Source organism: Ancylobacter koreensis, assembly GCF_023016525.1.
Taxonomy (GTDB): Bacteria; Pseudomonadota; Alphaproteobacteria; order Rhizobiales; family Xanthobacteraceae; genus Ancylobacter; species Ancylobacter koreensis.
Window position 1 is genome coordinate 234,859 of the sequence record NZ_JALKCG010000005.1, and the last position, 23,591, is coordinate 258,449.

The 23,591-nt window shown below is 67.8% G+C and carries 20 protein-coding genes and 1 tRNA gene; 11 read left to right on the forward strand and 10 right to left on the reverse strand.

Features of this window, described 5'->3' with window-relative positions; translation table 11 throughout:
* Window position 1 precedes the first annotated feature (1 nt).
* The 6 genes from MWN33_RS13940 to MWN33_RS13965 all read left to right on the forward strand — a co-directional run bounded on the left by MWN33_RS13940 (window position 2) and on the right by MWN33_RS13965 (window position 6,470).
* Window positions 2-412, forward strand: coding sequence for a VOC family protein (locus MWN33_RS13940; protein WP_247201638.1), 411 nt, complete (start codon window positions 2-4; stop codon window positions 410-412).
* A 60-nt stretch (window positions 413-472) separates the two neighbouring features.
* Window positions 473-1,087, forward strand: a complete 615-nt coding sequence (locus MWN33_RS13945; protein ID WP_247201639.1) for a LysE family translocator — start codon at window positions 473-475, stop codon at window positions 1,085-1,087.
* A 56-nt stretch (window positions 1,088-1,143) separates the two neighbouring features.
* On the forward strand, window positions 1,144-3,582 hold the full coding sequence (gene gyrB / locus MWN33_RS13950; RefSeq protein WP_247201640.1) for a DNA topoisomerase (ATP-hydrolyzing) subunit B: 2,439 nt from the start codon (window positions 1,144-1,146) through the stop codon (window positions 3,580-3,582).
* A 224-nt stretch (window positions 3,583-3,806) separates the two neighbouring features.
* Window positions 3,807-4,199 (forward strand): DUF6152 family protein, encoded by a 393-nt coding sequence (locus MWN33_RS13955; protein WP_247201641.1) that lies wholly within the window; start codon window positions 3,807-3,809, stop codon window positions 4,197-4,199.
* A gap of 6 nt (window positions 4,200-4,205) precedes the next feature.
* A complete protein-coding gene (locus tag MWN33_RS13960) occupies window positions 4,206-4,688 on the forward strand; it encodes a DUF2214 domain-containing protein (RefSeq protein WP_247201642.1) in 483 nt (160 codons plus the stop codon).
* Window positions 4,689-4,781: 93 nt separating this feature from the next.
* A complete protein-coding gene (locus MWN33_RS13965; protein ID WP_247201643.1) occupies window positions 4,782-6,470 on the forward strand; it encodes a thiamine pyrophosphate-binding protein in 1,689 nt (562 codons plus the stop codon).
* A 15-nt stretch (window positions 6,471-6,485) separates the two neighbouring features.
* Here MWN33_RS13965 and MWN33_RS13970 read toward each other — a convergent pair whose 3' ends face one another.
* The 4 genes from MWN33_RS13970 to MWN33_RS13985 all read right to left on the reverse strand — a co-directional run bounded on the left by MWN33_RS13970 (window position 6,486) and on the right by MWN33_RS13985 (window position 10,254).
* Window positions 6,486-6,998, reverse strand: coding sequence for a cupin domain-containing protein (locus tag MWN33_RS13970; protein WP_247201644.1), 513 nt, complete (start codon window positions 6,996-6,998; stop codon window positions 6,486-6,488).
* Window positions 6,999-7,123: 125 nt separating this feature from the next.
* Window positions 7,124-7,672 carry a hypothetical protein gene (locus tag MWN33_RS13975; RefSeq protein ID WP_247201645.1) on the reverse strand — a complete coding sequence of 183 codons (549 nt, stop codon included), beginning with the start codon at window positions 7,670-7,672 and terminating at the stop codon, window positions 7,124-7,126.
* Window positions 7,673-7,729: 57 nt separating this feature from the next.
* The gene (locus MWN33_RS13980) at window positions 7,730-9,388 is read right to left on the reverse strand and encodes a lysine--tRNA ligase (protein WP_247201646.1); all 1,659 of its coding nucleotides are present in this window, start codon (window positions 9,386-9,388) and stop codon (window positions 7,730-7,732) included.
* Window positions 9,389-9,492: 104 nt separating this feature from the next.
* A complete protein-coding gene (locus MWN33_RS13985; RefSeq protein WP_425532009.1) occupies window positions 9,493-10,254 on the reverse strand; it encodes a transporter substrate-binding domain-containing protein in 762 nt (253 codons plus the stop codon).
* Between the two features lie 321 nt (window positions 10,255-10,575).
* Between MWN33_RS13985 and MWN33_RS13990 the strand changes: the two genes are divergently transcribed.
* Window positions 10,576-12,516, forward strand: a complete 1,941-nt coding sequence (locus MWN33_RS13990; RefSeq protein WP_247201648.1) for a glycosyltransferase — start codon at window positions 10,576-10,578, stop codon at window positions 12,514-12,516.
* Here MWN33_RS13990 and MWN33_RS13995 read toward each other — a convergent pair.
* Window positions 12,467-13,057, reverse strand: coding sequence for an SCO family protein (locus MWN33_RS13995; protein ID WP_247201649.1), 591 nt, complete (start codon window positions 13,055-13,057; stop codon window positions 12,467-12,469). The two genes, MWN33_RS13990 and MWN33_RS13995, sit on opposite strands and share 50 nt — an antisense overlap.
* 528 nt (window positions 13,058-13,585) lie before the next feature.
* Between MWN33_RS13995 and MWN33_RS14000 the strand changes: the two genes are divergently transcribed.
* Window positions 13,586-15,655 carry a putative bifunctional diguanylate cyclase/phosphodiesterase gene (locus MWN33_RS14000; protein ID WP_247201650.1) on the forward strand — a complete coding sequence of 690 codons (2,070 nt, stop codon included), beginning with the start codon at window positions 13,586-13,588 and terminating at the stop codon, window positions 15,653-15,655.
* Window positions 15,656-15,804: 149 nt separating this feature from the next.
* Here MWN33_RS14000 and MWN33_RS14005 read toward each other — a convergent pair.
* From MWN33_RS14005 to MWN33_RS14025, 5 genes are all read right to left on the reverse strand, one after another.
* Window positions 15,805-15,878: transfer RNA gene (locus MWN33_RS14005), tRNA-Gly, on the reverse strand.
* A 193-nt stretch (window positions 15,879-16,071) separates the two neighbouring features.
* Window positions 16,072-17,025 carry an amidohydrolase family protein gene (locus tag MWN33_RS14010; RefSeq protein ID WP_247201651.1) on the reverse strand — a complete coding sequence of 318 codons (954 nt, stop codon included), beginning with the start codon at window positions 17,023-17,025 and terminating at the stop codon, window positions 16,072-16,074.
* A gap of 35 nt (window positions 17,026-17,060) precedes the next feature.
* Window positions 17,061-17,633, reverse strand: coding sequence for a hypothetical protein (locus MWN33_RS14015; protein ID WP_247201652.1), 573 nt, complete (start codon window positions 17,631-17,633; stop codon window positions 17,061-17,063).
* A 72-nt stretch (window positions 17,634-17,705) separates the two neighbouring features.
* Window positions 17,706-18,413 (reverse strand): hypothetical protein, encoded by a 708-nt coding sequence (locus tag MWN33_RS14020; protein ID WP_247201653.1) that lies wholly within the window; start codon window positions 18,411-18,413, stop codon window positions 17,706-17,708.
* A gap of 23 nt (window positions 18,414-18,436) precedes the next feature.
* The gene (locus MWN33_RS14025; RefSeq protein WP_247201654.1) at window positions 18,437-19,642 is read right to left on the reverse strand and encodes a hypothetical protein; all 1,206 of its coding nucleotides are present in this window, start codon (window positions 19,640-19,642) and stop codon (window positions 18,437-18,439) included.
* A 307-nt stretch (window positions 19,643-19,949) separates the two neighbouring features.
* Here MWN33_RS14025 and MWN33_RS14030 point away from each other — a divergent pair, with 307 nt between their 5' ends.
* From MWN33_RS14030 to MWN33_RS14040, 3 genes are all read left to right on the forward strand, one after another.
* Entirely contained in the window at window positions 19,950-20,900 is a 951-nt protein-coding gene (locus MWN33_RS14030) for a hypothetical protein (protein WP_247201655.1), read from the forward strand.
* 44 nt (window positions 20,901-20,944) lie between these two features.
* Entirely contained in the window at window positions 20,945-21,808 is an 864-nt protein-coding gene (locus tag MWN33_RS14035) for a hypothetical protein (RefSeq protein WP_247201656.1), read from the forward strand.
* 512 nt (window positions 21,809-22,320) lie between these two features.
* The coding region (locus tag MWN33_RS14040; RefSeq protein WP_247201657.1) for a beta strand repeat-containing protein at window positions 22,321-23,591 on the forward strand (1,271 nt) is incomplete at its 3' end.

The following is a 23,591-nucleotide window of genomic DNA, read 5'->3' on the forward strand; positions in this document are numbered from 1 at the left end:
CATGCTCGATCACGTCTCCATCACGGTTGCCGATTTCGCGCGTGCCCTGCCGTTCTACGACGCGATCATGGCCGCGCTCGGCGTGCCCTGCGTGCGGCGCGGTGACACCAGCGTCGGCTACGGCATCCGCAACCGGCCGGACGATGATGGGCACAGCTATCTCAGCGTCCTCGCCTCGCGCGGCGAGGTCGTCGCCGACAACCGGCACTGGTGCTTCCGTGCGCCCGACCGCGCCGCCGTGGACGCTTTCCACGCCGCCGCCCTCGCCCATGGCGGGCGGGATGACGGGCCGCCCGGCCTGCGGCCGGCCTATCACGCCTCCTATTACGCCGCCTTCGTCCGCGACCCCGACGGCAACCGCATCGAGGCCGTGTGTCACCGCACCTATCCAGCCGATCCGCCCGGCGCTTGAAAACGGCAACCGGAAGCCGTATCTGAGGGCCTCGCGCGCGTACGCGCACGTGTGAGCAGCATGGCCCTCCTCGATCTCGTGATCTTCGCCGCCGCCCTCGCTCTGGCCGCCGCCTCGCCGGGGCCGAGCGTGATCGCGCTCGTCGCGCGCACGCTGGTGCGCGGACGCGACGGCGCGGCGCCGCTGGTCGCCGGCATCGTGCTGGGCGACATGGTGTGGCTGACCGCCGCCGTGCTGGGCCTCGCCGCGCTCGCCGCCACGCTTGGCTCGCTGTTCGTCGTCGTGCGCCTCGCGGCGGCGGCCTATCTCGTCTACCTCGCCTGGAAGCTGTGGACCGCCTCGGGCCGCATCGACAAGGCGGTGCAGATCCGCGAGGCGGATTCGCGCTTCGGCCTGTTCCTCACCGGCCTCGGCATGACGCTGGGCAACCCCAAGGCCATGGCGTTCTACCTCGCCCTGTTGCCGACCATCGTCGATCTGGATCGCCTGTCCATGCTCGGCTTCGCGGAACTGTGCGCGATCATCGCCGCCGTGCTGACCTTGGTTCTGGGCGGCTATGTGGTGCTCGCGCACCGGGCGCGGCATCTGGTGGGCAGCGTCGCCGGCGTGCGGCTGATCAACCGGAGCTGCGGCGCCGCAATGGCGGGCGCGGCGGTGCTGGTAGCCACGAAATAACCGCGCGATTGCGGTATAAACTCAAGTCAATTCAAACGATTCGAAGAGCTGTCTCCATGGCCGATCCCGACAACGCCGCCGCCCCTTCCCCGAACGGGGAGGAATATGGCGCGCAGTCGATCCAGGTGCTGCGCGGGCTGGACGCCGTGCGCAAGCGCCCGGGCATGTATATCGGCGACACCGATGACGGCTCGGGCCTGCACCACATGGTCTACGAGGTGGTGGACAACGCCATCGACGAGGCGCTCGCCGGCTATGCCGACGAGGTGACGGTGACGCTCAACGCCGACGGCTCGGTGACGGTGACGGATAACGGGCGCGGCATCCCGACCGATATCCACCCGGAGGAAGGCGTCTCGGCGGCGCAGGTCATCATGACCCAACTCCACGCCGGCGGTAAGTTCAACCAGAACTCCTACAAGGTCTCCGGCGGCCTGCACGGCGTCGGCGTGTCCGTGGTGAACGCGCTTTCCACCTGGCTCGACCTGACGATCTGGCGCGGCGGCTACGAATACACGATGCGCTTCCGCCACGGCGACGCGGAAGCCGATCTGCGGCAGGTCGGCCCGGCGGCGGCGGGCCGTCGCGGGACGATGGTGACCTTCCTGCCGAGCACCGGCACCTTCACCAAGGTCGAATTCGACTACGCCACGCTGGAGCACCGCCTTCGGGAGCTCGCCTTCCTCAATTCCGGCGTACGCATCGTGCTGACCGATGCGCGCCACGCCGAGGTGAAGCGCGAGGAGCTGATGTATGAGGGCGGCGTCGAAGCCTTCGTGCAGTATCTCGACCGCAACAAGCAGGCCCTGCTCCCGAAGCCTGTCGTGATCCGCTCCGAGCGTGACGGCATCACTGTCGAGTGCGCGCTGTCATGGAACGACGGCTACCATGAGAACGTGCTCTGCTTCACCAACAACATTCCCCAGCGCGACCGCGGCACCCACTTCACCGGCTTCGCCGCCGCGCTGACGCGTCAGGTGATCGGCTATGCCGAGCGCACCGGCATCGCCAAGAAGGAGAAGGTCGACCCCACCGGCGAGGACTGCCGCGAGGGCCTGACCGCCGTTCTCTCGGTGAAGGTGCCGGACCCGAAATTCTCCTCGCAGACCAAGGACAAGCTGGTCTCCTCCGAGGTGCGCCCGGTAGTCGAGGCGCTGGTCAACGACGCGCTCGGCACCTGGCTGGAGGAACACCCGGCCGAGGGCAAAAGCCTCGTCACCAAGGTGGTCGAGGCCGCCGCCGCCCGCGAGGCGGCGCGCAAGGCGCGCGAATTGACCCGCCGCAAGAACCCGCTCGACGTCGCCTCGCTGCCCGGCAAGCTCGCCGACTGCCAGGAGCGCGACCCCGCCAAGTCCGAGATCTTCATCGTCGAGGGCGACTCGGCCGGCGGCTCCGCCAAGATGGGCCGCAACCGCGCCTTCCAGGCCATCCTGCCGCTGCGCGGCAAGATCCTGAACGTGGAGCGTGCCCGCTTCGACAAGATGCTGTCCTCCGAGCAGATCGGCACGTTGATCACCGCGCTCGGCACCGGCATCGGCCGCGACGACTTCAACGTCGACAAGCTGCGCTACCACAAGATCATCATCATGACGGACGCGGACGTGGACGGCTCCCACATCCGTACGCTTCTGCTGACCTTCTTCTTCCGCCAGATGCCGGAACTTCTGGATCGCGGGCACGTCTATATCGCCCAGCCGCCGCTCTACAAGGTCACGCGCGGCAAGTCCGAGCAGTACCTGAAGGACGAGCGCTCGCTGGAGGACTACCTGATCCAGCAGGGCCTCGACGATGCCTCGCTGGTTCTGGCGACCGGCGAGGTGCGCATCGGCGCCGACCTCCACCATGTGCTGGAGAGCGCCCGCTCCTTCCGCAATGTGATGAACGGCCTGCATCCGCGCTACAACCGCGCGGCGGTCGAGCAGGCGGCCATTGCCGGCGGCTTCACGCCGGGCCTGCTGATCGAGGAGGAGCGCGCCGCCGAGGTTGCCGCCACCATCGCCCGGCGCCTCGACCTGATTGCCGAGGATACCGAGCGCGGTTGGACCGGCGAGGCGGACGCCGCCGGCTTCCGCTTCACCCGCACCGTGCGCGGCGTGAAGGAAGTCTCGGTGCTCGACGCCACCTTCGTCGGCTCGGCGGAGGCGCGCCGGCTCGACGCGCTCGCCGCCGACCTTCAGGAAGTGCATGCCGAACCCGCCACGCTGCGGCGCAAGGGCAACGACACGCTGGTCTACGGCCCGATGGACCTGTTCGACGCCGTGACCGATGCCGGCCGCAAGGGCATCGCGCTCCAGCGCTACAAGGGCCTCGGCGAGATGAACGCCGAGCAGCTCTGGGAGACGACGCTCGACGTCAACGCCCGCTCGCTGCTGCAGGTGAAGGTGAAGGAGGTCGCCGACGCCGACGACCTGTTCAACCGCCTGATGGGCGACGTGGTGGAACCGCGCCGCGAGTTCATCCAGGACAACGCCCTGCGCGCCAGCGTGGACGTGTAAGCGCCCCGGGGTCCCAAGCGAGCCAATCTTCGCGTCATCCCGGACGGTCGAAAGTCCGATCCGGGATCGCGCGCAGAACGGAAAGCGATCCCGGCTCTCCGCTGCGCTGCGGCCGGGATGACGGCGGCTCCTACCCCGCTGGCGAAGATGTGAGGCGGCGGCGGCTCGTCATGCCACGATGGCGCGCCATAGTCTGGGTGACCTGCGCACTCAGGAGCCTCCCGATGGCCACGACCTTCCGTGCCTCCCGCCTTCTCGCCGCCAGCCTCGCCGCGCCGCTCGCCTTCGCCGTGCCCGCCCTCGCCCATCACGGCTGGAGCTGGGCCGAGAGCGAGCAGATGACGCTGGAAGGCACCATCAAGACCATCTCCATGGCCCCGCCCCATCCTTCGCTCGAAGTGGCAGGCCACGACGGCAGGCTCTGGCAGGTGGACCTCGGCAATCCGCGCCAGACCGCCAGTTCCGGCTTCACGGCCGAGAGCGCCAAGCCGGGCGAGGCCATCACCGTGCTCGGCAACCGCAACAGCGACCTCTCCAAGGCGCATATGAAGGCCGTGCGCATCACCATCGCCGGCAAGAACTACGACATGTATCCCGAGCGGATCGGCGCCAACTGAGGACCCATGGACGAACCGTCGAGCCTCCTCGCCACGCTCGGCGGCTGGCCGGGCGCGCGCGCCCTGCGCGACTCATGGGTCGCCTATCTTTTTGTGAACGCGGCGCATCTTCTCGGCATCGCGCTGCTGCTCGGCTCCATCCTCGTGCTCGATGCCCGCCTTCTCGGCTGCTTGCGCGCCGTGCCGCTCGCCATGCTCGGCCCGCTCAACGCCCGCGTCGCGGCGGCCGGAGCGACGCTGGCGATTCTCACCGGCCTGTGGCTGTTCACCGTGCGGCCGGCGGAATACGCCGCCAACCCGGCCTTCCAGATCAAGCTCGTGCTCATCGTGGCGGCGTTGGCGAATGTCGCGCTCCAGCACGCCAACCCGGCCTATAGGCATGCGATCGGCGGTGGGCGGATAAGCGCCGGTGTGCGGATATCGGCGGCGGCCTCCGGCTTTTTATGGCTGGCGACGCTGATCGCCGGGCGCTGGATCGGCTTCGCCTGAGCGGGACGCGGTTCCCTGCCGAAGCCCCCTCGCCTTGGCCCGCCCCCGGCTCTAGAGTGCCGCCCTTCCCGCTGCGAGTCCCGTGTCATCGCCATGAACAGCCCCCCCTCCCCCGCCCGTACCGGCGCCCGAATCCTCGTCGACACGCTTCTCGCCAACGGCGTCACCCGCGCCTTCGGCGTTCCCGGCGAGAGCTATCTCGACGTGCTGGACGCACTCGCCGACACCGATGTCGAGTTCGTCGTGTGCCGGCAGGAGAGCGGCGCGGCCATGATGGCGGAGGCAAGCGGCAAGCTCACCGGACGGCCGGGCATCTGCTTCGTCACGCGCGGGCCGGGCTCGACCAATGCGAGCGCGGGCGTGCACATCGCCCAGCAGGATTCGACGCCGATGATCCTGTTCGTCGGCCAGATCTCCCGCTCCATGCGCGGGCGCGAGGCGTTCCAGGAGGTCGATTACCGCGCCGTGTTCGGCCCGCTCGCCAAATGGGCGGTGGAGATCGACGACGCCGCGCGCATCCCGGAGATCGTGTCGCGCGCCTTCCGCGTCGCCCTGCAGGGCCGGCCCGGCCCGGTCGTGATCGCGCTGCCCGAGGATGTGCTGAGCGAGCTGGCGAGCGTGCCCGACGCGCCGGCAGTGGAACCGGTGGAAACTTGGCCCGGCCTCGCCGACATGATGCGCCTGCAGCGCCTGCTCTGGGCGGCAAAGCGCCCGGTGATGATCCTTGGCGGCGCGCGCTGGAACGAGAAGGCGGTCGCCTCCGTCACGCGCTTCGCCGAACGCTTCGACCTGCCGGTGGCGGTGAGCTTCCGCCGCCAGATGCTGTTCCCCGCCGGCCATGAGAGCTTCGCCGGGGATATCGGCTTCTCGGTCAATCCCGCGCTCATCGCCCGGCTGAAGCAGGCCGACCTCGTCATCCTCGCCGGCGGGCGCATGGGCGAGGTGCCCTCGCAGGGCTACAGCCTGTTCGGCATCCCCGACCCCGGCGTGCCCTTCGTGCATGTGCATGCCGACCCGGAGGAACTGGGCCGCGTCTACCAGCCGACGCTCGCCATCAATGCCTCGTCCGGCGCCTTCGCCGCCGCGCTGGAAGGCGTGCAGCCGCCGAATTCCATTCCATGGGGCGACTGGCGGAGCGCGGCGCGTGCGGACTACCTCGCCTGGACCGAGGCGCCGCCGGAGAATGCCGGGCCGGTGCAGATGGCGACGCTGGTGCGCTATCTCAGGGCCCTGCCGAAAGACACCATCGTCTGTAACGGCGCCGGCAATTTCGCCATCTGGGTGCACCGCTTCCACCGCTTCAGCGCTTATGGCACGCAGCTCGCGCCGACCTCGGGTTCGATGGGCTACGGCCTGCCGGCGGCGGTGGCGGCCAAGATCTCCCATCCCGGCCGTACGGTCGTGGCGGTGTGCGGCGACGGCGACTTCCTGATGACCGGGCAGGAATTCGCCACCGCCCTGCAATATGAAGCGCCCATCGTCGCGGTGGTGGTCGACAACGGCATGTACGGCACCATCCGCATGCATCAGGAGCGCGAATATCCCACCCGCGTCTTCGGCACCGCGCTGAGGAACCCCGATTTCGCCGCCTATGCCCGCGCCTTCGGCGGCTTCGGCGTGACGGTGGAGACGGATGCGGAATTTGCTCCCGCGCTCGATGCGGCCTTCGCCGCCGGCGTGCCGGCCATCGTGCATGTGAAGCTGGACCCGGAAGCGATCACGCCGACCACGACGCTCAGCGCGCTGCGCGAGAAATCGCTCGCCGCGCGTTCGGTCGGGTGAGGTGGCGCCGGGCGCCTATTCCGGCGCCCGGTGGATCGCGTCGACCCAATAGACCTCCTCCGGCGCCTCGACCGGATCGACATCGGTGATGTTTACCACCACCGCCTCGTTGTCGGAGCGCACCAGCACGCAGTCGAGCGGATGGTCGGGGTCGGCGTTGATCTCTTGATGCGGCACATAGGGCGGCACGAAGATGAAGTCGCCCGCCTCCGCCTCGGCGACATATTCCAGCCGGTCGCCCCAGCGCATGCGGGCGCGCCCGCGCACCACGTAGATCACGCTCTCCAGCGCGCCGTGATGGTGCACGCCGGTCTTGGCGTTGGGCTGGATGGAGACCGTGCCGGCCCAGATTTTCTGGGCGCCGACGCGGGCATGGTTGATCGCCGCCTGCCGGAACATGCCGGGCGTCTGCGCCGTGTTGGGGTCGAGCCGGTCGCCCTTGATGACGCGCACGCCATTGTTCTTCCAGTGATCTTCCAGCCCGTGATCGTGCGCGTGATCCTGCGGATGGTGATGGTCGTGACCCATTGGCGCCTCCCATTTTGCGCCAGCCTAGAGCATTTTCGAGCGAAGTGGATTCCGGTTCGCGTGAAGAAAATGCGTAAAAGCAATGCTCTAGGACGGGCAGCGGCGCGGCGGAAGCCGTGGGCGGATCACGAAGCCTCATAGGCGACCACGTTGACGCCGGCACCGGCGAGGCGGCGATAGAGCCGGCGCTCCTGCACCAGCGGCCACCAGTCGAACAGGAAGATCTCCATCGGCCGCCAATTCGCCACCCAGCCGAGGATGACGAGACCTTCCATCACCACCTCGGCGAGGCGGGAATCGGGAAACAGATTCACCAGCGACTGGCCGAGGATGAGGCATAGGCCGAGCACGACGATGCCGACGAGCAGCGTCATGCGCCCGAGGCTGAACATGCGGGAAAGCTCGACGTCGCGGCGCTCGGCCTGGGCGATGAAATGCTGCCGGACGATGGCGGGCAAACCCTGCGACAGCGGGCTTCCCGCCTGCGCCGATGGCAGATGGATGGCGATAGCGAGCGGAGTGTCGGGCGGCACGCCCTGTGCGTGCTCGACAATGTACTCGTCGACATCGCCATCCAGCCCGCGCTCGCGAAACGGGAAGGGATCGAGCATGTCGAGAAGCTGCTGCGGATCGTCGACCCGGAGGTCGATCTGCCCCTTGCGGCGCCGGGCCATCTGTCTGCCTCCGCCGTGCCGACCCGGAAGGGCCGGCACGGTCGCGTGTCGAGCGGCCTACGCCGCGCCCTTGGCGAGGTCGCCGGCCAGTGCCCGGGCGATCAGCGCGCGCGTCTCCGGGATGCCGTAGGCGGCGACGAAGGAGCCGAAGCGCGGGCCTTCCTTCTCGCCGAGCAGCAGCTCGTAGAGCGCGCTGAACCAGGCGAAGGTGACGCCCGGCCCGCCGGTCGGGCTCTTGCGCTTGTGGTCCTGATAGCGCGGCTCGGCGCGTCCGACGTCGAGCACCGCGTTCTGGATCGCCTCGCGGTCCTCGCCGTCCACGCCCGCCAGCGCAGCGTCGAGGGCGGCGAGCGCCTTGGCCTCCACCTCGTCGGGCAGGCGATAGGAGCGGCGCGGCTTCACCCGGTCGACGAAGTAGCGCACGGCATAGCCGGCCAGCTTGTCGAGGGTCGGATGCGTTTCCGGCGAGGTGCCCGGCGCGTAGCGCTCGATGAAGCGCCACAGCACGCCCTTCTCCTCGGCATTGGAGGCGGAGGCGAGCTTGAGCATCAGGCCGAAGGTCAGCGGCAGTTCCTCCACCGGCGGATTGCCGGAATGGATGTGCCAGACCGGGTTGCCGAGACGGTTCTTCCAGTCCTGCGAGGGATAGCGCGCAAGGAAGCCGAAATACTCGTCCACCGCCTTCGGGATGACGTCGAAATGCAGCTTCTTGGCCGAGCGCGGCGACTGGAACATGTAGAGCGCCAGGCTCTCCGGGCTCGCATAGGTCAGCCACTCGTCGATGGTCAGGCCGTTGCCCTTGGACTTCGAGATCTTCTGGCCGTTCTCGTCGAGGAACAGCTCGTAGACGAAATGCTCGGGCGCCGTGCCGCCGATGATCTCGCAGATGCGATCATAGATCGGCGCGTTGGTCTGGTGGTCCTTGCCGAACATCTCGAAATCGACGTCGAGCGCCGCCCAGCGGGCGCCGAAATCCGGCTTCCACTGCAGCTTCACATGGCCGCCGGTGACGGGCACGGTCTTGTCCGCGCCATCCTCGTCGGTGAAGGTAACGGTGCCGGCCTTGGCGTCGACGTTCTTCAGCGGCACGTAGAGCACGCGGCCCGAGGTCGGCGAGATCGGCAGGAAGGGCGAATAGGTCGCCTGCCGCTCCTCGCCGAGGGTCGGCAGCATCACTTCCATGATCGCTTCGTATTTCTCCGCCGCCTTCAGCAGCACGCCGTCGAGCTTGCCGGAGAAATAATAGTCGGTGGCGCTGGCGAACTCGTAGTCGAAGCCGAAGGTGTCGAGGAAACGCCGCAGCATCGCGTTGTTGTGGTCGCCGAAGCTCTCATAGCCGCCGCCGAACGGGTTCGGCACCTTGGTGAGCGGCATCTGGAGATAGGGCTTCAGCGCGGCCTGATCCGGCACGTTCTCCGGGATCTTGCGCATGCCGTCCATGTCGTCGGAGAAGCACAGCAGGCGCGTCGGGACCTTTCCCTCGGTCAGCACATGGAAGGCGTGGCGCACCATGGTGGTGCGCGCCACCTCGCCGAAGGTGCCGATATGGGGCAGGCCCGAGGGACCGTAGCCGGTCTCGAACAGGACTTCCGCTTTGGGTTTCCGCTTCAGGCGCTCGACGATCTTGCGGGCTTCCTCGAACGGCCAGGCGCCGGCGGTCTCCGCCAGCTCCCGCAATTCGGCTGCAACATCCTCGACCTGAGCGGTCGCCGTCATGATCGGCCCTCCTGGGCTTCGTCCGGGAAAAACAAGGCACGCGCCGCGACCCTCATGGCCGCCGTGCGCGTGCCGGCATGCTCTAGGTAGTGCGCGCCCGCGCGTCAATAAACGCTGATGGGAAACCAGCGCAGATAGAGGTCGGTGTAGACGCCCTCCTCCCAGAGCTGGGCGAGCGCGTAATTGAGCGACTGGCGCAGCGCGTCGTTGCCGCGCTTCACCGCGATGCCCATGCCCTCGCCGAAATACAGGCTCTCGGTGAAGGGTCCACCGACGAAGGCGCAGCAATTCTCCGAGCCGGTGCCGTTGAGCCAGAGCGCGAGCTGCACGCCATCGCCGAAAATAAGGTCGACCTCGCCCTTGCGCAGGGCCGCGCGCAGCGCGTCCGGGTCCGGAAAGGCGCGCACGGCGATCTCGCCAAAGAAGTCGTGCAGGAAGGCTTCGTGCGCCGTGCCGCCAATGACGCCGACCGTCTTGGAGCCGAGGGCATCGGGCGTCACCTTCGCGCCGCCGTCGCCGCGGAGCGCGACAAAGCGGGCGGGGGATCGGAAATAGCGGTCGGAGAAATCGAGCGTCTCGCGCGTCACCGGGGTGATGGCGATGCCCGCAATGGCAGCATCCGCCTTGCCGCTGGCCAGCGCGTCGGCAAGCGCCTCGAAGGGCACAATCTCCAGCGTGCAGCGGATCGCCAGCTCGGTGCAGATCGCCCGCGCGACGTCGACATTGAAGCCGACGGGCCGGCCGTCTTCGCCGCGGAAGCTGAAGGGCGGGTAGTCCTCCGTGGTCACGAAGCGGATCTGCGTCGGCAGGCGCGTCACGTCCGGCCGGTCGGGGCGGCGCTTCGGGTCCCAGAAACCGGGCACCACGACGGAGGCCGGCGGCGCGGCCTTCGCAGCGGGCGCGGGCGCCGGCGGAGAGGCGTTCGGCGCGCCGCCCGCCGGCGCCGTCTGGGCCATGGCACCGGTGGCGGGAGCGAACAACGCGACAGCGAGCGCGAACGCCGCCAGATAGCGCCCACCCGCTCGTCGCAGTTGTGTCACCTGGGATTTACATGCCGGAAATAAATACCGCACACTGATCTCGCGCATGGTTCCGAGTCGAGCTGTGCCACAGGGCTTCGACCGTTCGACCTTCTTCCGTCCGACCTTCTACCGTCTCGGTGCCGACTAGGCGAGGGGTGACGCCGCATGACAGCCGCGACGCGGGAGACGGAATTCGGCCGGCACGCGGCCCCGCCCGGCAAAGCTTCCGCCATCCCCCTCGAAGCGGCGGGCGTCGCCGACCTTCTGAGCGCGGCCGACATCCTCTACGCCCAGCGCCAGGCGCGCCGTGTCGGCGTCGGCATGGACGAGACGCTGATCGCCAAAGGCATCGTCTCGACTGACGAGATCGCGCAGGGCGCGGCACAGACGCTCGGCATTCCCTTCGAGCCGCTCGACGATGGCTCCGCCGTCACGCTGTCGCGCCCGCGCTTCGAGGACATAGCGGCGCTGCTGCGCACGGGCCTGATGCGCCGCTTCGACGGCGGGCTCGTCACCACCGCGCGCGGTCCGCAGCTGCGCCAGCTCGCTGCCGTCCTCGCGCAGCGCCCGCAGCTGCGCCGGCAGGTCAGCCTGACCACGCCCGAGCGGCTCGGCGCCTTCGTGCGCCGGCGCTTCGGCCAGCAGATCGGCTGGCACGCCGCGAGCGCGCTGCGCCAGAGCCAGCCGCAGCTCTCCGCCGCGACGCTGGGATGGTCCCGCTACGCCTTCGCCGGCGGGGCGCTGGGCCTCGCGCTCCTGCTCATGCTGCTCAACGCGACGACGGTGGGCGGCACGCTCGTCATGGTGGCGCTGCTGGCAACGCTGCTGCTCGGCGGCGCCGCGCTCAAGCTCACCGCCTGCACCGTGCCCGCCCCCGCCGCGCCCGCGCCGCTGCGGCGGGACGACGAATTGCCCTATTACAGCCTGATCGTGCCGCTCTACCGCGAGGCGGCGGTGGTGCCGCAGCTCATCGGCGCGCTCGACGCCATCGACTATCCCCGCGAGAAGCTGCAGGTGCTGCTCGTGGTGGAGCCGGACGACGGCCCCACCGCCGCCGCGCTGGCACGCCATGCGAATCGCCCCGGCTATGAGGTGATCGTCTCGCCGGCCATCGGCCCGCGCACCAAGCCGAAGGCGATGAATGCCGCCCTGCCCTTCGCGCGCGGCGCCATTATTGGCATTTACGACGCCGAGGACGTGCCGGACCCGCTCCAGCTCCGCAAGGCCTGCGCGGTCTTCCTCGGCGCACGCGGCGCGCGGGTCGGCTGCGTGCAGGCGTGCCTGGCCATAGACAATCTGGCCGACAGCTGGATCACCCGGCAGTTCGCCGCCGAATATGCCGCCCATTTCGACGTCATGCTGCCCATGCTCGGCGCCTACCGGCTGCCGCTGCCGCTCGGCGGCACCTCCAACCATTTCCGGCGCGAGGCGATCGAGGGCGTCGGCGCGTGGGATCCCTACAACGTCACCGAGGATGCGGAGATCGGAGTGCGGCTCGCCGGGGCGGGCTGGCGCACCGCCGTCATCGCCTCGGCGACCGACGAGGAAGCGCCGCGCCGGATGGGCAGCTGGATGCGCCAGCGCACGCGCTGGTACAAGGGCTGGATGCAGACCCTGCTGGTGCACGCCCGCCGGCCCGCCCGCCTTGCCAGCGGCGCCGGCTGGATGGGGACCCTGGCTCTGCTGTTCATGCTCGGCAGCGGCGTGGCGGCGGCGCTGCTGCACCCCTTCCTCGTCCTGCAGCTGCTGCTCGACCTGTGGCTGGAGGAGCCCGCCGACGCCTCCGCCGCCCTTGCCGCGCTCGATGGACTGAGCCTGAGTGTGCTGCTGATCGGCTATGGCAGCGCCGTCCTGTCGACGGCCATCGGCATGGCCCGGCGGCAGGTGCCGGGCCTCGGGCGCGTGCTGCTGCTCATGCCCGTCTACTGGCTGATGATGTCGGCGGCGGCGTGGCGGGCGGTGTTCCACCTCGTCGTGGCGCCGCACCGCTGGGAAAAGACCGACCACGGGCTGGCGCGCACCTCGCGTCGCCGGGCCCTGCTGCTGCGCGCCGCGCCTAGAGGTAGCGGCGCAGCTCGGCGGCGGCCTCGGCCGGCGGGCGCTTGAGATTGAACGGCGCGATGAAGCTGCCGTCCTTGCCCATCAGGTAGATGATGGCAGTGTGGTCCATCGTGTAGTCGCCGTCCTGCGTCGGCACCTTCTTGGCGTAGACGCGGTAGGCCTTGATCATGGCGGCGACCTGCTCGGGCGTGCCGGTCAGACCCTGTATGCTGGGGTGGAAGCTGCCGAGATAGGCCTTCATCACCTCGGCGGTGTCGCGCTCGGGATCGACCGTCACGAACAGGCCGTTGACCTTGCGCGCATCCGGTCCCAGCGCCTCGAACACCTGCGACATCTCGAACAGGGCGGTCGGGCAGATGTCCGGGCAATGGGTGAAGCCGAAGAAGACCAGCGTCGGCTCGCCGGCGAAGCTGTCCTGCGTCACCGTCTGACCGTCCTGGTCGACGAGTTCGAACGGCCCGCCTATGGCGACCTGCGAGGCGACCGGGGCCGGGCTTCCCGGCAGCAGGGCGAGCGCGCTGGCGACGATGATGACGGCCCCGACGGTGAAGGCGGCGAGCAGCAGCAGGATGCGACGGCTGGACATGGATGACGGGCTCGATCTGGTGGGCGGCGCGGCGCCGGCGCGGCCTTGGACGAACATCATTGGGGCGGACATCGCCGGCTCAGAAGCAATAGGCAATTCCGGCCGCCAGAGTGTCGAAGAAAACGGCGGCGCCGTGGCGGGCCCACAGGCCTATCGCCGCAGCCACCAGAAGGACGATGGCGCCCGCGGCTATCCAGAGCGTCCGCACGCCACGGCCCGCGTATTGAGATACCATAAACGCCTCCTTGCGCCGCCTTGCCTGCGGCCGGCGAACCGCCGCACAGTATATGGCACGCCACCCAATTGGGGTTGTCACATTCAGCTGTTCCCCGGGTTGCGTGTACCACGAATTAGTATTCTATTAGTGCGCGGGCCCAATCTACTGAGGGCTCTGGGGGCATTACGCATTCGGGGTGCGGCTGGCATGTCCGGGATGCTACGGCCGGATGGACGGACCATTCGGAAATGATGGACGCTGAGCAATCGAAACCGTCCGCCGTGGATTCTTCATCGGCGGATTCGTCGGCAGTGTTTGCCGGGGACCGGAAGCTCGCCGGGCTCCTCGACGACATGCGCGACGGGCTTGCCGTCTTCGACGCGCAGGACCGACTGGTGTTCCACAACCGGCGCTTCGTCGAACTGTTTCCCTTCCTCGAACCGCTGGGCGACCTGCAGGGCCTGACGTTCTACGCTCTCGCCTCCGTTCCCAGCGGCGAATGGCGCTGGGTCGACGACCCGGACAAATACATCAAGGAACGGTTGCGCCTGCATGCGCTGGCCGACGGCGTTCCGCTGCTGATCCCGCTGGAGGACGGCGGCTGGGTGCAGGCGTGCGAGTGCCGCACGTCCGACAACTGGATCGTTTCCACCTGGACGGACGTCTCCCGGCTCAGGGAGGCCGAGGCGCGCCTTCAGGGGGCCATCGACGGGCTGGGGGCGGGACTGATCCTGCTCGACGACCAGGGGCGCATCACCCGGACCAATAGCGGCATGCGGCAGATATTCGCCCCGTCCGGCGCTGCGCTTGAACCTGGCCGGCCGTTCGCCGGCATTCTGGAGGACGCGAGGTCCCGCGGCTTCTTCGCCGACGAGGCGGGTGTCCCGCTCGCCGAGCTTGGCGCGGCACCCGCCGCCGACGACGCGCCGGTCGAGATTCCCCTGCGGGACGGGAGCTGGGTGCTCGCCAGCCATCGGCCGCTCGGTGATGGCGGCGCGGTCGGCCTCTGGACCGACCTCACCCCCCAGAAGAAGCGCGAGGCCGAGCTCGTCGCCATGCGCGAGCAGCTGCGCCTCCACACCGAGGCGCTGGCCGACTTTGCCCGCCTGGTCGCGCAGCAGGCCCGCAACGACATGCTGACCACGCTGCCGAACCGCTTCGCGCTGGAGGAGCGGCTCGACAATCTGCTGCGCGACGGCGAGACCACGCAGCTGTGGGTCGGGGTGATCGACATCGATCATTTCAGCGGCATCAACGATGCGCTGGGCCACGCCGCCGCCGACGAGCTGCTGCGCGAGACCGGGCGCTTCCTGCGGGGGCTGCTGCGGGCCGACGACACGCTGGCGCGGGTGGGCGCCGACGAATTCGCGGTCGTACTGCCCGGCCTCGACGAAAGCGAGGTCACGAGCATCGCCAACCGCCTCAACAGCGCGGTTCAGGCGCATGTGTTCGCGATCGGCGGCGCGCGCCTCTCTGTCACCGTCAGCATCGGCCTGACCCGCGCGCAGGAGAATCTGCGCACGCCTTCCACCCTTCTCGCCGCCGCCGATACCGCGTGCCGGGTGGCCAAGGAAAGCGGCCGCGACCGCGTGCAGCTCTACGATCTCGGCGATCCCAAGATGTGCACCTCGCGCCAGCGCGTGAGCTGGGCCGAGCGCATCCGGCTCGGGCTGGAGCTCGACCGTTTCCGCCTGCACCTGCAGGCGATCGTCGACCGGGAGGGCAAGGTCTGCGGCTATGAGGCCCTCATCCGCCTCAAGGATTCCGACGGCCAGTGCCACAGCCCCGGCCAGTTCCTGCCGGCGGCCAGGCGCCTCGGCCTGATGTGCCGGATCGACAGCTGGGTCTGCCACCAGTGCGTGGCATTCGCCATGCGCCTGCTGGCGGCCGGCACGAACCAGTACGTCTCAATGAATCTGGGCGTCCAGACGCTGGCGAACACCGCCTTCCAGCGCAAGCTGCTCGATCTCATCGCCGCCCACCCCGGCGTACAGAAGGCCCTGCGCATCGAGATCACCGAGACCGAGGACCTGAACGACGCGCACCAGGCGGCGGCGTTCATCGTCGTGCTGCGCGCCCACGGCGTGCTTGTCTATCTCGACGATTTCGGCAATGGCTACAATTCCTTCGAGGTGCTGAAGCAGCTCCCCGTCGACGGCATCAAGATCGACTGGACGGTGACGCGCGACCTGCTCAGCGATCCTATCGACGAGGCGCAGATCAAGGCGGCGGTCTCGATCACCGACGCGCTCGGGCTGGAGCTGATCGTCGAGGGCGTCGAGGAGGAGCGCCAGCTCAACCGTTTGCGCGAACTCGGCGCCACCCTGTTCCAGGGCTTCTATTTCCATCGCCCCGTCAACGCCGAGACGCTGCTCAGCTGAGCCGCCGGCCGGCAAAATCCGGAAGGTCGTTGGAGCGCCGACAGGCCCACCGGGCCGGCGGGAACGAGCGGGAAACGCCGATGGGGAACGTCAGGAACGCACAGCTTAACGGTCGAGCGACAAAACCGTTGATTTTCAATGAATTGCGCTGGAGCGGGCGAAGGGAATCGAACCCTCGTATGCAGCTTGGGAAGCTGCCGTTCTACCATTGAACTACGCCCGCTCAGGTGCGCGCACCATAAGGGGGGTGTGGGGACGCTTCAAGGGGGTAGCGGCGGGGTTTCACAGGCCCCGGGACCGGAGCTCGCAGACTCGGTTGGCGCGCAGAACCTTGGCCGCTCCGCGAGACCGGCATCGTCTCCCTGTGCGCGGCGAATGCCCGCAAGCGCATTCGCGGATCGAGGATTTCGCCACGGCTAGAGTCCCAGCAAGCGCTCGGCATTGCCGTGGCAGACCTTGGCGCGCGTCGCCTCGCCGATCGGGGCGGTCTCGATGAAGCGGGCGGCAACCTGAGCATCCTCATAGGGATAGTCGACCGAGAACATCACATTGTCGTCGCCTAGAGCCTGAAGCGCCGCCACCAGCGGCGCCGCATCGCACACGCCGGATGTGGTGACGGCGATGTTGCGCCGGATGATCGCCGACGGAAGCGCGTCCGGCGCGAGCGCCTCCCCGAGGTCGAATTGCCGTCGGCTGTCGAGGCGCCAGAGGAGGAAGGGCAGCGTCTCGCCCATATGGCCGAGAATGACCTTCGCTCCGGGAAAGCGCGTGAATGTGCCGCCGAGGACCAGCCGCAGCGCATGTGCCGCAGTCTCCGCGGTCCAGGCCCAGATGGGCCCGCCGAGTTCGGGGCGGTGCGCGAACATGGCGGGGCTGTCGGCCATGTTGCCGGGATGGAGATACACCGGCACGCCGAGTTCCTGCACACACTCCCAGAACGGCGCGTACCGATCCTCGTCGAGATAATGCCCGTTGGTCTGGCCGTTGATGAGCGCGCCCCGGAATCCGAGATCCCTCACGGCGCGCTCAAGCTCGGCCGCCGCGGCCCGGGCTTCCTGCATGGCCAGATGCGCGAAGCCGGCGTAGCGGCCGGGCCGTTTCTGTACCTCGCGGGCGAGGAAGTCGTTCGCGCTTCGGGCGAGCCGGATCGCTTCCGCCGTGTCGGCGACGCCCTGCACCCCCGGCGTGGTGACCGAAAGCACCATCAGCTCGATTCCGGCCTGATCCATCGTTTCGAGCCGCAGCGCGTCGAAATCGACGAGACGTCGTTCGATGTCGGCGAAGAGCGCGTCGCTCTGCGTCGGCCGGGCCACGTATTTTCCGGCAAGCTCCGGCGTCGTGAAGTGCTCTTCAAGGGCGATCTTGCGCATGCCCGCTCCCGGCTCGCGGTTGACGTCTCGGGTGACTATTTCGGCACCGGGCACGCCTCTGCCGGCGACTTTGCCATCTTGAGCTGGTCCATCATGAATTCGGCATTGCTTCGGGAGTCGGCCAGGAGCGCGCCCGACCAATAGGCGGTCTTGCAGGTCGCCGCGTCGCACTCGCCACCGGCCGTCTGCCACGCGCCCGTCCGCACCACGTCGCAGGCGCAGATCGCCTTTTCGGGATTGGCGGGATCGACCGTGCAGATCTTGTTGAGGCACTGCGACCAGGGCGTTCCGCTCTCGCATTTCAGCGCCTTCTTGCCGCCTTCGAACTGCGTGAGCGCGAACTGCGAATAGACCGTGCGAACGCCATTGGCGTTCGTGCTCGGCTTGACCGTGTCGCATTGAACGGTTGCGAGGTTCGGCCCGTCCTGAACGTCGCACATGCAGATCGACACATTCGGATTGCCGGGCTGCGGGACGCAGGGGGCCGAGGTACACAACGCGAATTGCTGGTTGCACAGATAGTTCTTCGCCGTCGCCTCTCGCATGAAGCCTGGAGCGGCCGCCAGCCCCGTGAGGGTCAGAGCAAAGCACAACATCGTCCAGCGCATCGGAAGGCTCCCGCTCGATTGACCTTTCGTCGCTCGGCAGGATGCAAGAAGAGCGGCGGCCCGCCAAGAGCGTCAATTATACCGGCAGGTGTAGGAGCTGCTGCCGCGCGTCAGGCGCGTTGCCAGAATCGTCGCATAGGTCCAGCCTTGGGGGGTGCTGACCACGGCTTGCTGCCCCGGGCTCAGCCGCCCTGCCGCCGCCCATGCCGACATGGCGACGGAGGCCGACATTTTCAGTATGTCGCCGCCAAACTGTATGGCGACATCCATCGGATCGCAGGCGTTCCTCACCGAGTAGGAGAAGCGCTGCGCGTCGCGGTTCTCGTGTGGCAGTACGGTGATGCAGCTGCAATCACTCGCGGTGACAGGTTTCGTCCGGTCGGGGCCGTAGACCCGTGCCAGATATTCGATGGCCCAGTCTCGACAGCGCCGGATCGACTCCTGAGCGCGGAAATTATGGGCCTGCGCCTCGATCACCGCATCGACGGCGGCATAGCCGCTCGCGGTCAGCCGGGTGAAAGTGGTGAGAGCGCCGCGATCTCTCAGCACCCAGTCGACATTCTGCCGCGCGGTGCGCTCGCAATCGTCGCCCGGCCCCGTGACGGAAGCGCCGCCACCCTGACGGCAGACGAAGGTCTCGCCGCGCTGGAACTGGGCGAGGCTGCTGCCCGGCGTGCCGCCGGCGGCCCGGCACTTGTCGACGAAGGTGTTATAGATCCAGGCGTTGTCCTGGGCGGATATCGGCGTAGCGCAGATAAGGCCGAGCACAGAGGCCGCCATGAGCGCCGGTCGATAACGAGGCCTCATCGGAGCGAGTCCATATTAGTGGCACTTGTTTGGCATTGGGCGGCCATACCCGGCTGGCCGGCAGCCCGGTACATCGCCACGCAGTCCTCAAAGGATCCGCGCTGGCTGTATCCCGTGCCCGTGGGTAACGAGACCGCAGAACCGCCGCCCCCTGAGTACCCGCCTCCCGAATAGCCACCTGCCGAATAGCCCCTTGCCGAGTAATAGGCGCCCGCCCCCTGAATGGCCGCGCCGGCTACGCTTTCGATCACGCCGCTCTGCAACACTGCGCCGCCACCTTCGAGGGCCGCGCCCGCAACACCCTCGACCAGTGAGCCGCCGGCCTGAAGGGTCGCGCCGCCGACGCCGAGCACAACCTCGCTCCCGCCCTTGAGGACGGCGCCGCCGGCTCCCACCACCTTGCCGACGACACCCGTCACCGCCCCCAGAAAGTTCTTCAGCCCCCGGCCGGCATTCTTCATCATCGCCGGACGTGCGGCCGGGCCTACCGTCACGCGAGCGGGACCGCCTTGCTGGACGGCGCCGGCCACCGGCGCCGCAGCCCCCGTGGCCGGGGCCGCGACGGCGACCGGAGTATCGCCGTCCCATGCCGTCGCCATGAATTTGCCTCCGCGGCTGAGGAAGGCGTCCTCCGGCAGCGCCCGCCCGGTGTAGCTGGCGCGGAACGCCGTCATATCCGTCGCCTCGACCGGTTCGAGAACGACCGCGTACCAGCCGTTTTCCGCCCGCACGACACGGGCACCGTCGTATTTCCTGGCGACATCGATAGCTTCCGGCAAGGATTGGCGGCTGGCGACGACGATCCATTTATGCCGCGAGGTCCACACGGTGTAGACGAAGGTACCTCCGCTGCTGAGAAACGCATCGTCCGGAAGGGGTTCTTCCGGGTAGCTTATCCTTGCCTGTTCGATGGAGAGTACAGGAACGGGACCAAGCACGACCGCCAGCCATTCATTTTTCGATTTCACAACCCTCGCAGGCAGCGAGGTGTAGCGCTCCATGAAATCGATGGCTTCGAGCATGTCCTTCCTGCTGGCGACAACGATCCACCTCTCCTCCTCGCCAAGCTGGAGATCTTCCGCGAAGCAGAAGGTGAAGGCGGAAAACGCCATAACCGTGCAAAAGAACGATGAGATGAAGCAGGTTGCCTTCCTGCAGAGGTTCGATCGCCGCGTCCGCGCGCGCGAAATGACCTTCGTCATCTGTCTACCCCGCAGCCGTATCGAAAAAGGAGGCAACGCGACCTGTATCCCTCGAAGATATTGTCTCACGGGATTTACACCGGCCTTCGCATGATTATGCATGGCGAGGTGATATCGACACCCCACACATGTGGGCTCTGCGGAATCTTCATAGTGAGAACATCCGCCGCCCCGCGACGACCTTAGGGCAAGGCATTCTCCCCGGATCGGGATACCTCATATTGTACTGGAAACCCTGCGCGCACCCGGCGATACTCGTTGCGTCAGCCTGTTCGCCGGGCCAGCCTGACGAAGGCCGTCGCCCGGCATGGGACCGCGCCTTCCCGTAGCCGCACCGCGGACACGTCGACGCATGCTCAACACCTGCCCCTTTCACACCGAGGGCTATGTCGCCGGCCTGATCGGCGTGCCCGAACTCAGCTCGCGCGGCGATATGGTCGTTCTTCGCCGCCCCATCCCCGGCACGGAGCTGCATGACGGCGTCGGTCCGTGGCCCTATCTGTGGATCGGCGGCGAGGGGGACCTGAAGGTGCTCCGCGAAGAGTTCCGCCATCTCGTGACGATCACCGCCGTGACCCAGCCCGGCTATGTGCCGCCGTCCTCGGCCGGCAACCCCGCGCTGCTCAAGATGCACTACGTCTACGATCCGCAACGCCCGCCCGTCGCCTTGAGCCGGCGCGCGCGGCTGCGCCTGAGTCGCTGCGAGGAGCGGGCCGAGTTCCGTCTCGTCGAAGGGAAAGCGCAGCGCCTGCAGATGACCGACATCTATGCGCGCCTTCTCTCCCGCCGGGGACTTGAGGGCAGCTATGTGGATTTTCCGCGCGCCCATTTCGAATCCATCGCCGAGCTCGATTGCGGGGTGTTCTTCGAGGTGCGCGACGCGCAGGGCATCGGCGCCATGGCGTGCGGCGTCGAGTTCCGGGATATGCTGCAGATCCTCCACATGGCCAGCACGGATGAGGGGCTGCGCTGGAACGCGTCCTATCTGCTGATGGCGGGCCTGCAGCGCTATGTCGGGCAACACGGCCTCAGGCTGCTGACGGGGGGTATGCCGGATGCCGGCACGGACGGCCTGAAGCTGTTCAAGGAGCGATGGGCGAACCACGCCGAGCCGGTCTATCTGCTGCGGATCGTCAATGACGCGCAAGCCTATGCGGCGCTCTGCGCCGGCCGCGCCGAAGATGCGTGCTACTTCCCCGCCTATCGTGCCCCCATCGCAACCGGCGGCGTGCCCATACCGAAAGAGAGTGCGGCGTGACCGGCGCGCCGCGCTCCCCCGGCGAGACCGAGGCCTGAACCGTCATGGCACCCGTCTTCCTGATCTGGGCCCCGCCCTACGCGACCACGAGTTCGGGCATCCGCGCCCTCTACCGTCTGTGCCACCACCTCAATGAGGCGGGCTATCCGAGCGCGATGGTGGCCAGACGCATCAAGCGATTGCCGAAATGGAATATCCCCTTTCACCGCGGCGGGGTGGGCGACAGCATCGTCATCTATCCCGAAATCGTGCCGGGCAATCCGCTCGCGGCGGAAAAGGTCGTGCGCTGGGCGCTCAACGATCCCGGCCTGCTCGGCGGCGAGACGACCTACGCGGACGAGGAGATGGTGTTCGTCTACGATCCCCAGCGGCTCGAAGCCGTCAGCCGGGCGGTGAAAGAGCCCCTCGGCCCCCGGCGTGTCCTCTGGATGGGGCTGATCGACCCGGACGTGATCTACCCGGACCCCTCGGTGCCGAAGACGATCGACTGTTCCTTCATCTATAAGGGCCGTGCGCTGAGCGAACGCTTTCCCCTGCCTGAAGGCATCGCCATCGAGGCTCTGGAGGATCGCACGCCGAACATGGCGGCGCTCGGGGATACGCTGCGGCGCACGCGAACGCTCTACTCTTACGATCACTACAGCAACGTGCTGCGCGAGGCGGCGATCAGCGGCTGCGAGTTGAGGGTGATCGGCGAGGACGGCGTCTGGCACGACCCGCGCGGGTGCTCCTGCCCGAAAAACATCTGGTGGTACGACGACCTGCTCGGAAGCTATGCGCGCCGATATTCCGACAGCGCCTTCACGCACGACTTCGTGCGCGAGGTTCGCACACGCTGGTCCGTTCCGCAGGCGGCCCCTCCCGGAAAGCTGCGACGGTTCTGGCGGCGCTTCCGGCCGTTCGGCTGAGGCGGGGCTTACAACCAGGGAACCAAGGCCCGCCGGCGTGGCCCTTGTTCCATGCCGGTCGATTGAAATTCGAAATTCGAAATGTTTTCCCTATTCCTTTCACCTAATTGGAGATGTGACGGACGAATATTCACGTCCGGGCACCCTATCGGTGCGTAAGGTGAGCGATTAGGCCTATTCGTCCGCTTGCCTTTACCGGAGCCCAAAGGGAAGTTGACTGAGCCGGAGCTTTATACGCCGGCTATTGGCTGGCAGATCCACGAAATAGTTGTCGGACCGATCGGTCCGACACATTTTTGATTGGCCTGCGGCCGCATACTATCTATGGTGGTATGGGGTAATTGGTCGGGGAATCTGGCATGTCCGCGGAGTCGCGCGCTGCTCGCAAGCGGCATCACTTGGTTGAAATGTTGCGCGGATCGACCGCACTCCGGCCGGTCGTCTTCCTGCCCGGCGCGGATTTTCGCTTAAGCCGGACCGGGACTTTCCTCGGCGCGGCCGCTGTGTTTGCAGTGTCGGTGGGACTTTTCGGCTCCTCGGAGCGGGCACTCGCGCAATCGGTGGACGTTTCGACGCAGTCGGGCTTCGACGCCGCTCTGACCGGCTATGCCGGCGGCACCGTCAACGACATCAACGTTTCCGGCGTGTCCGGCGCGATCATCGAGGCGCCGGGCGTGCCCGGCCTCTATGGCGGTGTCAACGGGCCGCTGACCGTCGACTTCTCCGCCACGCGGTTCGACGTGAATACGGGCCTGACGCTCGGCCTCGGCTCGTCCCTGAACTTTGCCGGCGGCGCCCCGACCACGACCACCGGCGCCGGCTATATGCGCATCGGCGACGAAAGCACGGCGACAGTCAGCCTCTCGGGCGGCGCGATCACCTTCGACGGCGCGGGTTCCAACCCGGCCCGCCTGTGGATCGGCGCCAACAGCGACAATGGCGCGACCGCAAGCGGCACGCTCGACATGTCGGGCGGCTCCATCACCTTCAATGACGGCACGGACCCCAACGATTATGGCGGGCTCGCCATCGGCCGCGACGGCGGCGTGACCGGCGTCATCAACCAGAGCGGCGGCTCGATCACCTTCAACGGCCAGAGCGCCATCGATCTCGGCACCCAGGGCGGCAACGGCACCTACAATCTGAGCGGCAGCGCAAGCTTCCTCGCCACCGACGACGCGACGCTCTATGTCGGCTCGCGCACGAACGAGGCGAACGGCGTAGGCACGGTCTCGCAGGGCGCGCTGAACATCGGCGGCAATGCGAGCTTCACCCTGCAGAGCGCCACGCAGGTCTTCATCGGCGACGCCAGGGCGGCGGGCACCGTCACCCAGTCCGGCAATTCCATCGTCTCGATCGAAGCGAGCCGCATCTGGCTGGGCTCGAACACCAACAATGCCGGCGGCACCGATGGCGGCGGCACGGGCATCTACAATCTGCAGGGCGGCACGCTCACCATGAGCGCAAGCTCGAACGAGCATTTCGTGCTCGGTCACGCGGCGGGCGGCAGCGGCACCTTCAACCAGACGGGCGGCAATTTCACCCTGACCGGCGGGCTCGCCTACGGTGCCGGTTCCGGCGCCTATAATCTGGACGGCGGCACCTTCACCGTCGACGGCATCACCGGCGGAAACGGCAGCTCGACCTTCAGCTTCGGCGGCGGCACGCTCATCGCGGGGCAAAGTTTCACGACCTCCTCGGCCTTTGCCACCAGCTTCGATGCCGCCTCGACCATCCAGGTCGACGGCACCGATGTGCTGACCTGGAACAGCGTGATCTCCGG

Coding starts and splice junctions, on each gene's coding strand:
- MWN33_RS13940 (WP_247201638.1), top strand. CDS start 2: ATGCTCGATCACGTCTCCATCACGGTTGCCGATTTCGCGCGTGCCCTG.
- MWN33_RS13945 (WP_247201639.1), top strand. CDS start 473: ATGGCCCTCCTCGATCTCGTGATCTTCGCCGCCGCCCTCGCTCTGGCC.
- gyrB (WP_247201640.1), top strand. CDS start 1,144: ATGGCCGATCCCGACAACGCCGCCGCCCCTTCCCCGAACGGGGAGGAA.
- MWN33_RS13955 (WP_247201641.1), top strand. CDS start 3,807: ATGGCCACGACCTTCCGTGCCTCCCGCCTTCTCGCCGCCAGCCTCGCC.
- MWN33_RS13960 (WP_247201642.1), top strand. CDS start 4,206: ATGGACGAACCGTCGAGCCTCCTCGCCACGCTCGGCGGCTGGCCGGGC.
- MWN33_RS13965 (WP_247201643.1), top strand. CDS start 4,782: ATGAACAGCCCCCCCTCCCCCGCCCGTACCGGCGCCCGAATCCTCGTC.
- MWN33_RS13970 (WP_247201644.1), bottom strand. CDS start 6,998: ATGGGTCACGACCATCACCATCCGCAGGATCACGCGCACGATCACGGG.
- MWN33_RS13975 (WP_247201645.1), bottom strand. CDS start 7,672: ATGGCCCGGCGCCGCAAGGGGCAGATCGACCTCCGGGTCGACGATCCG.
- MWN33_RS13980 (WP_247201646.1), bottom strand. CDS start 9,388: ATGACGGCGACCGCTCAGGTCGAGGATGTTGCAGCCGAATTGCGGGAG.
- MWN33_RS13990 (WP_247201648.1), top strand. CDS start 10,576: ATGACAGCCGCGACGCGGGAGACGGAATTCGGCCGGCACGCGGCCCCG.
- MWN33_RS13995 (WP_247201649.1), bottom strand. CDS start 13,057: ATGTCCAGCCGTCGCATCCTGCTGCTGCTCGCCGCCTTCACCGTCGGG.
- MWN33_RS14010 (WP_247201651.1), bottom strand. CDS start 17,025: ATGCGCAAGATCGCCCTTGAAGAGCACTTCACGACGCCGGAGCTTGCC.
- MWN33_RS14015 (WP_247201652.1), bottom strand. CDS start 17,633: ATGCGCTGGACGATGTTGTGCTTTGCTCTGACCCTCACGGGGCTGGCG.
- MWN33_RS14020 (WP_247201653.1), bottom strand. CDS start 18,413: ATGGCGGCCTCTGTGCTCGGCCTTATCTGCGCTACGCCGATATCCGCC.
- MWN33_RS14025 (WP_247201654.1), bottom strand. CDS start 19,642: ATGACGAAGGTCATTTCGCGCGCGCGGACGCGGCGATCGAACCTCTGC.
- MWN33_RS14030 (WP_247201655.1), top strand. CDS start 19,950: ATGGGACCGCGCCTTCCCGTAGCCGCACCGCGGACACGTCGACGCATG.
- MWN33_RS14035 (WP_247201656.1), top strand. CDS start 20,945: ATGGCACCCGTCTTCCTGATCTGGGCCCCGCCCTACGCGACCACGAGT.